Origin of the sequence: Collinsella stercoris DSM 13279, from assembly GCF_020735465.1 — a bacterium.
GTDB classification, from domain to species: domain Bacteria; phylum Actinomycetota; class Coriobacteriia; order Coriobacteriales; family Coriobacteriaceae; genus Collinsella; species Collinsella stercoris.
This window is the reverse complement of sequence record NZ_CP085935.1, coordinates 2,007,509-2,020,437: the sequence shown is the minus strand read 5'-3', so window position 1 is coordinate 2,020,437 and position 12,929 is coordinate 2,007,509. Positions and strand designations below refer to the sequence as shown.

General features: G+C 64.4%; 8 protein-coding genes. 4 read left to right on the top strand and 4 right to left on the bottom strand.

Translation table 11 applies throughout. The annotated features are described in order from the left end of the window. Nucleotides 1-42: 42 nt before the first annotated feature. Nucleotides 43-963 (bottom strand): helix-turn-helix transcriptional regulator, encoded by a 921-nt coding sequence (locus tag LK434_RS08460; RefSeq protein ID WP_006721847.1) that lies wholly within the window; start codon nt 961-963, stop codon nt 43-45. Continuing rightward, the gene (locus LK434_RS08455; protein WP_006721848.1) at nt 953-1,987 is read right to left on the bottom strand and encodes a helix-turn-helix transcriptional regulator; all 1,035 of its coding nucleotides are present in this window, start codon (nt 1,985-1,987) and stop codon (nt 953-955) included. Before LK434_RS08455 ends, LK434_RS08460 begins: the two co-directional genes overlap by 11 nt. A 227-nt stretch (nt 1,988-2,214) precedes the next feature. Between LK434_RS08455 and LK434_RS08450 the strand changes: the two genes are divergently transcribed. After that, a complete protein-coding gene (locus LK434_RS08450) occupies nt 2,215-5,304 on the top strand; it encodes a M28 family peptidase (RefSeq protein ID WP_006721849.1) in 3,090 nt (1,029 codons plus the stop codon). Between the two features lie 32 nt (nt 5,305-5,336). Next, entirely contained in the window at nt 5,337-5,555 is a 219-nt protein-coding gene (locus LK434_RS08445; RefSeq protein ID WP_006721850.1) for a hypothetical protein, read from the top strand. Nucleotides 5,556-6,021: 466 nt separating this feature from the next. On the opposite strand, the gene LK434_RS08440 is transcribed toward LK434_RS08445, so the two are convergent. Together LK434_RS08440 and LK434_RS08435 are read right to left on the bottom strand one after the other, a co-directional pair. Beyond that, nucleotides 6,022-6,672: a class B sortase gene (locus LK434_RS08440; protein ID WP_187371226.1), complete on the bottom strand. Its 651-nt coding sequence runs from the start codon at nt 6,670-6,672 to the stop codon at nt 6,022-6,024. A gap of 128 nt (nt 6,673-6,800) precedes the next feature. After that, nucleotides 6,801-10,844: a SpaA isopeptide-forming pilin-related protein gene (locus tag LK434_RS08435; RefSeq protein ID WP_050755007.1), complete on the bottom strand. Its 4,044-nt coding sequence runs from the start codon at nt 10,842-10,844 to the stop codon at nt 6,801-6,803. 467 nt (nt 10,845-11,311) lie between these two features. Here LK434_RS08435 and purE point away from each other — a divergent pair, with 467 nt between their 5' ends. Both purE and LK434_RS08425 read left to right on the top strand, forming a co-directional pair. Then, nucleotides 11,312-11,785: a 5-(carboxyamino)imidazole ribonucleotide mutase gene (purE, locus tag LK434_RS08430; RefSeq protein WP_006721854.1), complete on the top strand. Its 474-nt coding sequence runs from the start codon at nt 11,312-11,314 to the stop codon at nt 11,783-11,785. Between the two features lie 6 nt (nt 11,786-11,791). Then, nucleotides 11,792-12,877 (top strand): class B sortase, encoded by a 1,086-nt coding sequence (locus LK434_RS08425; protein ID WP_227917723.1) that lies wholly within the window; start codon nt 11,792-11,794, stop codon nt 12,875-12,877. Nucleotides 12,878-12,929: the final 52 nt, after the last annotated feature.

Sequence of the window (12,929 nt, the reverse complement as noted above, 5' to 3'; positions counted from 1 at the left end):
GCCCTTGGCCAACGCTGGGCGCGATCGCGATGTGTGCGTGCCCTACCGCGCGTAGGCGATGAGACGATCGCGAAGCTCTGATGGAGAGGCGATGACGATGCGCCCGCCGGCTGCGAGGATCTGGTCGAAGAGCCATGCTTCCGACGTGTAGCTGACGGGCGCCTCGACGCCCCCGTCCTCGAGAGCGCGTGCGCGGTCCCTGTCGAGTCCGGCCCATGTGCAGGAGTCGATCGCCTGCTGCGAGCTCCACCTGATCAAGGCCGTGTCCCCATGGTCGCGTAGGCTTTCGGCAGTCGATCGGCGCGCGAAGGGATGGTCGATCACGGAGTCGTCGGTGAGGACCACGTCGTCGATGCGATCGAGGCGGTAACTTCTCTGCTCGTCTTTCTCGACATCCCACGCTGCGAGATAGGCCGCGTCCCCGGAGACCTCGATAAATCCGGGGTCGATGGTGCGTTCGGTCGGCGCGCTCTGCCCCGCGGCGCGATACCGCATGCGTATCCGCGCGCCAATGGATATGGATTCGGCGATGATGGGGAAAAACCCACCGAACAGGGCGTCGCCGGCGAGCAGGCGGTCCGCATGGCCCGATGTTTGGACGGGGTCGAGCGCGCGAGAGATCCGCGCGCGAACGTCGCCGTCGAGCTTGCACCGCTTGAGTGCCTGGCTTAACGCGTTCGCCTCCGGTTCGGTAAGGCGCAAGGGTGCCAGCCGACCGGCGTCGCCCATGAGGGATAGCGAGCTGCCCAGGCGCGCTATGGCGATGCGCGCCCCCGACCGCTCGTCGGCGATCGACTGGAGCAGGGAGAGGGCCTCGTCGATGCTTTCCTCGCTCGCGTCGAGTTCGGTGCAGAGGGCGTCAAGCTCAACCGCCCCCGTCCTCGACGCGGTGAGCGAGGTGAGGATTCCCAGGCAGAGGGCGATGGTGCGGTCCCCGTCGAGTTTTTTTGCGTTAGCGGCCATGGGCGTTCACCGCCTGTTCCTTGCGTGTGGCGATTCGTTCGACAAGTTCGGCGGGCTCGCAGGCCCTGATGCCCAGGTGCGCGTGCTCCAGGGCAAAAGACGCCGCGGCATCGAGATCGCGCACGTCCACAACCCAGTGATGGGCACCCTTTTCATCAGTCGCAATTGAGCCTCGCCCCCTGGTGATGAGCTCGATCTCGTGCATGCCGCACCCCGGCGCAAACGAAAAGTGGGCTTTGACGGGATCGTTGCGGGAGAAATCGAAGGGGAGGAATTGGAATCCGGAGACGTCGAACTCCGCGGGAATGCGATACGGCTTGCTGGAGCCGGCCGCCTTTTTTGCTGAGACGATGCGATCGGTCCTAAATGTCCTCAAATCGTTCGCATCGTGGTCGTTCCCCACCAGATACACCTGGGTTCCCCGTTCGAACATGCCGTACAGGTCCACGACGTGCGTGCGCTCCTCACCGCGGGCGTCGCGGTAGACGAAGGTGGCGGGCCGCCGGCGAACGAAAGCACTCCATACATGGGCGAGGTCGGCTGCCGCATGCCCTTGCTCGACGTGGGCGGCCTCTGGGTCGATGCCGGCGATCTTGCAGAGTTTTGCGCGGGCCATTTGGAGGGGCCATCGGGCGGGGTCTGCCGCATGAAGGCTGAAGAGCTGGTCGATGGCGGAGATGGCCTCCTGCGCATCGTATGGCGAGAGGGCGGTCCCGTCCGCATGCGTGGACCTGCGGTCGATCTCCCAGCGACGTTGCTCATTTTTGGCGTCGCCGTGAGCCGCCGCCTCTCGTATGTAGACACCGAGCCCGGCGAGGGTGTCACGGTCGCGGTTGAACGCCTTGACGCGCGATTCGCGCTCACGGCCCGAGTACCCGATCTCGGGATCGTTGATGATGCGGTCGGTGGTGAGCGGCTCGCTTGCCACGCTGAGCGCAAAGAGGAGGTTGAGAAGACGCCGCGTGCCGTCCTCGCGCCTCGTGCTTCCGCCGCGCGCCGCCGTGGGGGATGTCTTCTGCTGCATGGATCACCTTTTCCCAGCTCGCTTGCCGTCTTTGCGTATCGTTTGCCATATTCTAGTGCAACGGCGGGCTGCACCCGCTCATGTGCGTGAGGGGGAGCGCCCGTCCGCGGCGCGTGTCGATAGCTCGAATTCTGCAGGTAGCGCGCAAGTAAGGGTATACTTGCGACTATACATGCATGCCGCGCACGCGGCGTGTTTGCACAAAACGAGTTCGATGTGGAGCCCACATGGCGAATACGAAACAATATCTGAGCCACCTGCTGCAGAACACGGGGATCGCGCCGGCGTGTAGCGAGGAGGAGCGCGCCGCCGCCGACGTGATTGCCAAGGTCTTTGCCGATCACGGATTCACTCCCGAGATGCAGGAGTTCAGCGCGAGCGGTATGCACAAGGTGGTCCAAGCGGGCCTGGGCGTTGCCGTGTTCGTGGGTGCCGTGCTCCTGGGCTTGGGCGGTGCCCTCGGCGTCGTGGGCCTGCTGCTCACGCTCGCTGCCGCCGTGCTGTTCGTGCTCGAGCGGTCCGGCAAGCCGATTCTCTCGGGGCTCGGGTCCGGCGGTTTGAGCCAGAACGTCATCGCGTATCACAAGGCCTCGGGGCCCTTGGCGTCGCCTCGCAATCGTCCGGTCGTCGTGGTGGCGCACTACGATACGCCGCGTGAGGACCTTCTCGCCCGCGAGCCGTTCGCCGCGTATAGGCCCCTGATCGCCAAGGTGCTTCCCTTTGCCATGGTCGCCCCGGCGGCCATCGCCATCGTGCGCGTGTTCCCCGTCCCCGGCGCCGCCCGTGCGGTCCTATGGGTCCTCGCGATCATCGTGGCGCTCGTCCCCCTCATCAACGGCGTGGCGATCATCGCCAACCGGTTCGTCCTTCCCTATACCACCGGATCGGTGTCGAACAAGTCCTCTGTTGCCGCCATGCTCGGCGTGATGGACGCGGTCGCTCCGTACGAGCTCGGTGACGAGTTCCCGCACGACACCCCTGCCGACGAGTACTTCGCCGAGCAGCAGCGCATCCTCGATGAGGCGATCGCCGCGGCTCAGGCCGCTGCCGCCGCAGAGGTGGAGGCGGCCATGGCGTATCCCCACGAGCTCGAGGATGGGGCGGCCGATGGTGGCGACTCGATTGAGCAGGGTCCCGCCGGGCCCGAGGCCTTTACGTTGGTCGAAGACACCTCGACCGATCTTCCCGTGGCGGATTTGGGGTCGACGGCGATGATGCCCGCGGTCGACGCGAATGCCTCCGCGGAGCCTTCCGCTCCCGCGCATGAGGTCGTTGCCTCTGAGGAGGGCACCGACGTGCACGAGAGTGCGGACATCGCCTCCGAGAATCAGGTCGCGGCGTTCGACCCCGATGCGACGATCGCCGCCATGCCCGCCGTCGCCGCGGAATCCGCCGTGCCCGCCGAGGGCGGTCACTCGGATGTCGCCGCCGCGACGAGCTCCGTTGACGAGCCAGCCGCTGAAGAGGAGGCCGTGCAGCCCATGCTCGACCTCGGTGACGCCGAGCCTGAACCCAAGCTGCCGTTCCACCTGAACGGTGCGGGCAATGTGCGCTTTGGCGCCGATGTGATCCGCGGGCTGGGCATGCTTCCCGAGTCGTGCGCCGTGGTGTACGAGACGGTGGTCGAGCGGGTCTCCGAGCCGGCCTCGACCCCTGTGTCCGAGCCGACTCCGTCACCCGCATCTGAGCCGCGCGCGCAGATCGTCCAGGATGTCGACGAGGGCGGTCAGCATCCGGGTGATGAGGCGGAGTCTCTTTCCGAGCCCGTCCCGGAGCACGATCAGCAGGATGTCGAGCTTTCGGACGACGTGCAAGACGACCTGAATGTGCCTGCTATCGATGACGACGCGTTTGGCGCCACCGATGGCTTCGAGGCGACCTTCGAGGAAGAAGGGGATGCGTTCGCATACACCCCGATGACCGAAGACGACTTCGACGGAATCATGGAAGCGGAGTACGAGATCATCGAAGACGATGACTCCTCCGAGGGTGGCGATGGCCGAACGGAGGTGTTCGAGCCGAGCCCGGTTGACGCCGCTGCGGAGCCCGAGGGCCCCGTGGACGTTGTTGCCGCCGATGACACCGCTTCCGATGACGAGACCTCTGTTGATGACAACGTGTCGACTTTCCCCTTCGACGGCGATGCGGGTGCGTTCGACCAGCTTCCCTTTGACGCCGAGGCTCCCGCCGGGTCGTCGTACGATGAGGCGCCTGCCGTCTCGGTTGGATCTACGGTGGCATTCACGCCCGTAACGTCCACCCCCGCGCCGGAGCCCGCCGACCTCTCCGGCACCGTGGCGATGCCCGTCCCGACGCAGCCCGTGGAGACCGTCGACTCTCTCATGGAGCAAATCAACTCCGCCATTCCCGAGCGGCCTCAGCGCACGATCAGCGTGCCGAGCACTGCGGACGCCCCCGCGCCGCACGTGCCGCAAACCGCAAATCGCGCGTCTTTGTTCGACCTGCCCGACCCGTCGGCGACGCCGGTCGATCCGTTTGCCGCCGCCCCCGCGTCTTCGCAGGACGCGCCCACCGATCAAGACGCCGTCTCTCGCGCGAGCGAGCCCGCGTCCACCGTGGTCGACGCTCCGTCTCCCGCTCTTGGGGAGGGCGCGTTCGAGACCATCGGCGCGCCGGCGCCCGTGCAGGAAAAGCCGCGCCGCGGCATCCCTAAGCTCTTTGGGCGTAAGAAGAAGTCCGATGACAGCATGAGCGATTGGCTCGGCGTCGACGAATCCTTCGACGCCAAGTCCTCCGGGAGCGACATCGGCTCGTGGGACAACTTCGATGACGGATGGAAGGGCGGTGCCGCCGCATACGGGGATGCGACGGAGGAGGAGCTGCGTGAGGCCGTCGCCGATATGGGCGACGACGAGCTTTTGGGTCATGACATCTGGTTTGTGGCGACGGGCGCGTCGGAGAACGGCAACGCGGGCATCCGTGCGTTCCTCGATGCCCATCGCAGCCAGCTGCGCGGCGTGTTCCTCATCAACCTCGAGAGCGTCGGCGCGGGACAGCTCGCCATGCTGGCGACCGAGGGCGAGCAACGCGTCCTCAAGGGCGACAAGCGCATCATGAAGCTCGTCCAGCAGGTGAGCGCGGATTTCCATCGCGAATGCGCGACGGTCGACATGCCCTACGTGACGACGGATGCCCACGCCGCCATGGATATGAGCCTCCGCTCCCTGACCATCGGTGGTATCGAGGGCACGGGGTTCGCGCTGTCCCATACGGAGGAGGACCAGCCGTACAACGTCGACACCGATAACGTCGCGTTCGTCTCCGACGTCGTTACCGAGGTCATTCGCCGTTCGTAGATCGCCGGCCGGCAGCAGCTCAGGGAGGGACTGTGCTCGAGTACATAAGGGAACATTGGATCCAGTATCTCGTCGGCGCCACCATCGCCGCCCTGCTGGGGCTCGGCCTGTCGTTTTACCTGGGTGAGAAGTGGTCGACGCCCGAGAGCGTCCGCGCCCAGCGCGTTGAGGAAGAGCAGTCGCGGCTCGATGGCGTAGATGGCGAGGACACCGCGGAAGGATCTTCGGACGTCAACAGCGTTGGCGAGTAGGAGCGCGGCGCGCAGGTGCCTGCCGTGCGGGCGCCTGTCGTGCGGGCATCCGTCACGTGTCATGAGAGCCATGGGCTGGTAAGCGGCCTCCCGTTTCCTGGACGAGGAATCTAGCGTTCAGAATATGGGAGGCTTTTCCATGCCGATACGTGGTCATGCCGATATGAGGCGGATTAATCGAGAGGTCGAGGGGGCCGCTGAACCGGCTCCGCCCCTCAAGGACTGTGCGGCCGCCCGAGGTGGCTTCGGCGTCGCTCTCGCCTCCTGCTTCGTGCCCCCCGACGCCCGTTTTATGCTCGCCCGTTTCGCAACAACCTGGGAGACGCATCCTACCGCCCGAGCGCTGTCGCTCGTCGCCGCCTACTTTGTGCTCCCGCCCGCCGCCCGCTTCATGCCCGCGCATTTCGCAACAACCTGGGAGATGCATCCCGCCGTTCGCACGACGCCGGTTGACGCGCCGACGCGCTCAGACGTCGGCACAGAAGACGAGAAGGGTGCGTTGCGAGGTATGTGCGTTACCGGTGGAGCAGGTCACGAGGGTGAGGACGCGCGCCGCGCGGGCGCCTCGCTGGAGCGCGTCCTCGGTGACAACGCTGGCGTCCGCGCGGAGCGATTCGAGCAGCGCGGCCACGTCCTCGGGCGCGCGCAGGGAGAAGACCTGGATAGGTTCGTACGTCTCGTGCACTCTGAGCGCCATAAGAGGGCGGAAGGTCGTGGCTTCTTCGTGCGGCACGTAGAGGGTTGCGTCGCCGACGGTGGAGAACACATCGCTTTGATGGGCCGCGTGTATGGGTGAGAACATCGCGTGCGAGGCGGGTTGGTTGTGCCCGTATATCATGACGTGCCGCCCTGTCACCGAGCTGCGATGGTCCAGATAGGGGCATCCCAGCAAGCTGGGGCGTCCCCAAAAATCGTGATCGAGATACCAGTTTTGACGCGGTGCGTCCTTGGGGGCCACGACGGGCACGTCGATATCGACGCCGTCGATGTGAAGCCATCCGACCGTGTCCTCATTTTGTGCGAGTAGGTCGCCCCAATCCGGGGCGCCGGTATCTTCTTTGATGAGGGCAAGGCCGTCGCGTCGCGACAGCTGGTCGTAGTCGGATGTGGTCGCCACATCGAAATATGACATCCTGCCGGCAAGGAGGGCCGCGATCAGCGCGACGACCGCGAGGGAGAGCTTTACCACCGTAGGGGCGGATAATCGCGTCCTCCCTCGTTCTCGATCGTCGCGGCACCTACGCCTTAACGATGCGTGCATCGCCGAGGCCGCCGCGCGGTTCTTGCCAGATGGATGATGCCCGCCGCGCCCGCCGCGAGGCAGCACCCGATGAGCAACACGCGGGTTATAGAAGGCGCCGATGTTTGCGGCATGCGCTCCGCGACGTTCACGGGCGCCTGCGTCACGAAGTCCTCATCGTGGTCCTCCAGGTTCTCGCCACCGCCATTCCTGAACAAGTCGACCTGCGCGGTGTTGTCCAACTCGGTTTCGGCGGTATACGCATCCGTTACGTGCATGTGGAGAATGGCGCTAGCGGTCCCTTCACCGCCATCGGGCACGCCCGCAACATCATCGTGAGGGTCTTTGATGTCCTCTCGATCCCATGCGTCCGTGCGAGAGGTGAATCCCGCATCGACACGGCCGTACTCAAATCGAATGGCGGTCACCTTTTCATCCGGCTCGAGACCCAGGTCGTCGACGGATAGGTGGGTGGCTTCTTGCGTGGAAACATCTTGGGCCCACAGACGCCATCCCGCATAGGAAAGCGCCCTGCCGTCCTCGCCAAGGAGGTTCGAGGTCTCGGGATGGGAGAGCCATGGGTTGGCGTGCCCGTCGTCGAGCGTCGCGTTTGCCTGGGAGGGGTCGGCGTAGTCCTCAGGCGTTTGGTTGGTCTGGAACCAAACGTTGAGCTTGCCGTCATAGTCGCCTGACGTGATGGCGCACGTGACACCGTCGAGGATGGAAAGGCCCTCCTCGACGCCATCCAGGTGATCCGTGACCGTGAATTCATCGACCCAGGTCGCGCTCTCGTTTCTGAAGTCAAGCGTATAGTCGTAGCTCCCGTCGGCCGAGACACGCACCTCGGCGCGATTGCCGCCGGAATCGTCCGCCGTCGTGCCGGATGCCGTGGGGTCGGCGATTTGCTGCCGCTTGTCGATGGAGCCCTCGATGGAGATGGGCTCATCGTAGAGGGTGAAGCGCTGGATATCGGTGCGCGCCTCAACCTCGATCTGCAGGGGGTTCGCCACGTCGTGCCCTTGAGGGGAGGTGATTTCGACGATGGAATACGATCCCGGCGCAATGTGAGTCACCATATGGGCGTCGGCGGTGCTGGTCCACGTGTCGATGGTTTCTCCCGCGTCGTTGACGAGGGAGAGTTGTGCTCCCTCAACCGGTGCTTCGGTTTCGGCGTCGGCCTTTGATATCTCGACCTTCGTAAAGTCGTTCGCGATGGCGATGTGATGCACCTTGTTCCCATCGATCAGGCCGTCGCTGCCAACCTCAAAGGAAACGATTTCATCGCTTGCGACGTAGCCGCTTGGCGCTGACGTCTCCTTCATGTGATATGTGCCGGCTGCAAGGTGTTTCACGTTGAACACTCCACTTTCATTCGTGGAGACGGAGATGGGGTCCGCATCACCTTTGAGGAGAACGGGCAACTCGGCAAGCTCGTTGTCCTTGAGGGCGAGGTATGTGGCGCCGTCGCCCAGCGTGACGGTACCCACGTCGTTCCCATCTGCCATTACCTGGTATGTCCCGGCCTTGAGGCCGGACGCGATATACGCGTCGTCTTCGCGCGAGTAGGAGAGTTCGACGATGTCCTCCGCTGACCCCGTTTGCTCTATGCGCACGTGCGTGCCAAGCAGGTTTTGCGTGACGGTGATGTGCACTGCCGTGTTGGCGTTGATGTTCGCGGTGGGCGCATTCGTTTCGACCGTGGTGCCGTTCTGCTTGCACTGAACGGTGTACGTTCCCGCCGGCACCTGCGTGCCGTCGGCATCGATGGAGATTGGCTCCGAGCCGTTATGTGCGAGCGAGATGCTCATGTCGTCGGGTGCCTGGGCCGTGACGATTGCGTAAGGGGCCTCGTAACGCATGGAGATCGTCTGATCACCCTGCGTGCGCACGGCGACTGACCCGACGTGTTCCGGCGCGACGGAGATCTGATCGGCGGTGTTCCAAAGGGCGAACACCGCCCCCTCAACTGCCTCACCGGATTCGCTGTCGGTCTTGGCGACCTGCAGGTCGGTCGGGGCGTCGGCCGCGTTCACCTCTGTGTACACGACGTCTGTTGCCTGATCGACGTAGCTCAGCGTGAAGGTGTGGGGCGTGTCGTCGAGCACATGGCCGTCGGGGGCCTTGGTCTCGACGAACGCATAGGTCGCGCTGCCGTTTCCGAGGGGCAGGTTTTTCGTTTTGGCGCTGCCGTCCTTGTCCGTGACGACGTGATCGACGACGCTGTCCTTCGCGGCCTGCACGGTGCCGGTGGGGCTGACGATGTCCTCGCAGGCGATGACATCGAATTCCGCACCCTCGAGGCCCGCAGCTGACGGACACTCCTTGTCGGAGCATGTTTTGTGAATGGTGGCGATGCCTTCCGCCTGCTCATCCTCAACGCGGATAACGGTTACGGGTTCGAGCCCCTCTTTATCTGAGATGGTGAACTTCATATCCTCCCGCGTGACGAGGTAGGGTGCCGCCGCGGCAACCTCGCGCAGGTAGTACGTACCGGGCTTGAGCGCCTCGGGAAACGTCACCGTTCCCGAGTCGTCGGTGGTGAACTCGGAAAGCTCCGCATGCTGTGGGTACCAGACCTCTTGCGAGATGACGTTCTTATCGCTATCGAGCAACTGGAAGGTAAAGCCGGCGAGGGGGATTGCCTTGCCGTCGGCGGCATCGGTTTTTACCACCTGGATACGCGAGCTGACCGAGTCGTTGTCGACGATGTAGTGGAGGGTCGCGCCGTCGACGAGTTGATCTGCCTCGACAGTCCAATCGGGACACGGGCGGTATCCCTCCGGTGTGGTGGAGGGGTCCTCGTGGATGGTATAACCCTTGGCATCGTAAGGAAGGGCTCCGGCGATGTGCTCGTTGCGCCTGCCGTTACCCATCCAAGGTTTGCTTGCGTCGTAGGTTGCCGAAGGGGAGACCGCTTCGGGGTTGACCGTCTGCGCGTCTGCGGTCGAGGCCTTGCCGGCCTCGTTCGTCGTGAGCGCTCCGACGATCTTGCCCGTCGAATTCGCGACGATCTCGAATCGAATGCCCTTTCCGGCGGGCTGCAGGCCCGACCCGTCGGCTCCCGTGTCGAGGTATTTGACGATTTCGAGATCGAAGGCGGAGATGTCGTTGGATGCCTGCATGGGCTTGAGATCGATGACGCCCTCATTGTCCATGTTCGTTCCGTCGATCGTGTACGTATGGGGCGTGCTGTCGAGCTTGTATCCAGCGGGAGCCTTCGTCTCGGTGACGACGATGGTGCCCAAGGGGATATCGCCGATTGACGCTTCGCCCTTTTTGTCGGTCGTTACCGTTTTGCGCCACCCGGCAAGGGTGGTGGAGCTGATGGAGAACTCCGCCCCCTCGAGGGAGGCTCCGTACTGCGCTGATCCCCCCGTGCATGAGTCGATCTTCTGCACGCGCAGGCGGGCGCGAGCGGGGTGGTCGGTAAGCGCGACGTCGTCCGTGTCTCCAGCCGTATGGAACTCGATGCGCTGGTCGTTCAGCGCGTACCCTTGGGGAGCCTTGGTCTCGACGGCGTAGTAATCCTTGTCCCGCTCGAGGGTGCAGGACGCGGACCCCTGTGTATCGGTCGTGATCGTCGCGACCTTTTCGCCCGTCGCCTTGTCGTAGATATCGTACGTGGCGCCTTCGAGGGAGTATGCGCCATTGCCCTCGGTGAGGGATGGGTCCTTTGACGACTTTTGGAACGTGATGGTCGTTTTTGGCTTGTAGTGCAGCCGGATGCCGCCCATCTGCTGGGTTCCCGCCATCGCGCCCGGAAGAAACGCGTCGCTGTTGGCGCCCGGACTGACCTCCGAATGGACGACGATGTCGTATGTGCCATCCGCCTGCAGGGTGCCCACATAATCGTAGGTGCCGTCGAGTGGGACGGCGTAGGACTCTCCCGATATGCAATGTCCATGGGCGACTTGGGTCGTTCCATCGGGAAGATGGATGGTCGCCTCGCACTGGGCCACCGCGCCCTCGTAATAGGCCTGCTGTTTGTTGGTGATGACGATATCGACCTTGCCCGTGATCGTGGCCGGTGCGGCAAAGGCGTTGCGCACGGGGAGGAATCCCTCTGCAAGCGTCAGGGCCCCGAGAAGTGTGATTGAGGCGGCAAAAAGAACGGCGAGCGCGAATCTGCGCCCCCGTGCGCGCTTGGTTGCCCGTCGCCCTCCCGTTCGCTTTCGCGGTGGTCGCGTCATGGGGTTCGTGGTGGTGATCATTTGCTCCTCCCCGCTCGTGAGCGCGCGGCGCAAGACCGGCGCAGCTGTTATATGGGGGCAAAGCGTAGAGTCCGTGTTCCGGGGTTCGTCGCAAGGAGTCGCCGCGTGTCCTGGCGCTTTGTCCGGTGTGCTCTGACAGCTGGGAGAAACGGGCAGGTACATGGCGTGCCCCGTTCGCCCGCCGCCTTCGCGTCGAGGTGCCGTTCGTGCCCAAAAACCACGCATTCGACATGAGGGGGAGTTTGCCGCCCGTGCGCTCGGCTATACTTTGTGGCGTTGTCGACGCGTGTCTGGGAGGTACAGGTATGGATACCGCTACCGAGAAGGCCCCGCTCGTGGGCATTATCATGGGCTCGAAGTCCGACATGCCCGTCATGGAGGGTTGCACGGCCGAGCTCGACGCCTTGGGCGTGCCGTACGAATTGGTCATCGCCAGCGCCCATCGCAACCCTGCAAAGGTGCACGAGTGGGCCGAGTCTGCCGCCGATCGCGGCGTCAAGGTCATCGTCGCCGCCGCGGGCAAGGCGGCGCATCTCGGCGGTGTGGTCGCCGCATTCACGCCGCTGCCGGTCATCGGCGTGCCCATGAAGACGAGCGATCTGGGTGGTCTCGACTCCCTGCTCTCTATGGTCCAGATGCCCTCCGGCGTGCCGGTTGCGTGCGTGGCGATCAACGGCGCGAAGAACGCCGCCATCTACGCCACCCAGATTCTCGGCGCAACCATGCCCGAGTACCGTGACGCCATCGCGCAGCTCAAGCGCGACATGGCCGAGGCGTAGGCGCGCATGGCTACCGGAGGCAGGCATTTCAAGCCCGCGAACGAGGGTTCGCCCGCCACATCCGACCCACAGCAGGCGCCGCGCCCGATGGCGCCCCGCCCCATCGATACCGCAGGCGCGGGGAGGCACCATGCTCCGACGCCGCGCGCCGAGCGCGCTTCCCGCGGCGTCGCCCCCATCCCGTATGCCCATGGCGCATCTGCGCCCAATGCCTCCATGCGCGTGGACGCGCCGCGCGCGACGGGCGCTCAGCCTGCCGGTCATATGCCGAGCGACCATCGCGGCGGCAACCGAAACCAGACGCGCCGCGGTAAACGCAACGCGGCGTCATACGTTCTCATCGCCATCGGCGTCGTGCTGCTGCTCGTGGCCGGTGGTCTGTTCATCCATGCGCAGATCGGCTACAAGCAGGCCGCGGAGTTCTACGACACGTTGAACACCCAAGCCATCAAGGACACGGAATCTGACGGTTCGGGTGTGCCCTCTATCGACTTCGATGCCCTGACAAAGGTCAACGAGGACGTGGTGGGTTGGATCTACATCCCCGGCACGAACATCAACTACGCCGTGGTGCAAGGCGAGACGAACGACACGTATTTGAGGACGCTGATCTCGGGCGAGTACAACGCAAGCGGATCGGTGTTCATGGACATGGATGACACCGCTCCCGGATTGGTCGACCAACAGACGACGCTCTATGGTCACCATATGAACGACGGCTCCATGTTCACGCAGGTATACGATTCGCTCAGCCAGGAGAAGTTCGATTCTATCGAGCGCGTGTACTACATGACGCCCGATGCCACATACGAGCTGGAGCCGCTGTTCACCATGCGGGTCGAAGACGACTATGTGGCCGCGCGCCAGGTCAACTTCGAGGGCACCGCGGGCCTCGCCCAGTATCTTTCGGACTCCCTCAAGAACGCCGAGGCGAAGGCGAGCGACGCGGAGGCAAAAATTCAAGACGCGAGCGCCGTCCTCACATTGGTGACCTGCGATGACGCGTTCCTCGCCCAAACCAAGCGCGCGGCGATGGTGTGCACGCTGGTGGGCGAAGTGGACACGGAGAACGTGGACGCCGCGAGCGAATAGGCAATCGACGACCCCGCGGCGGCTCTCTGCCGACGGCACCGCCACCGCGGGC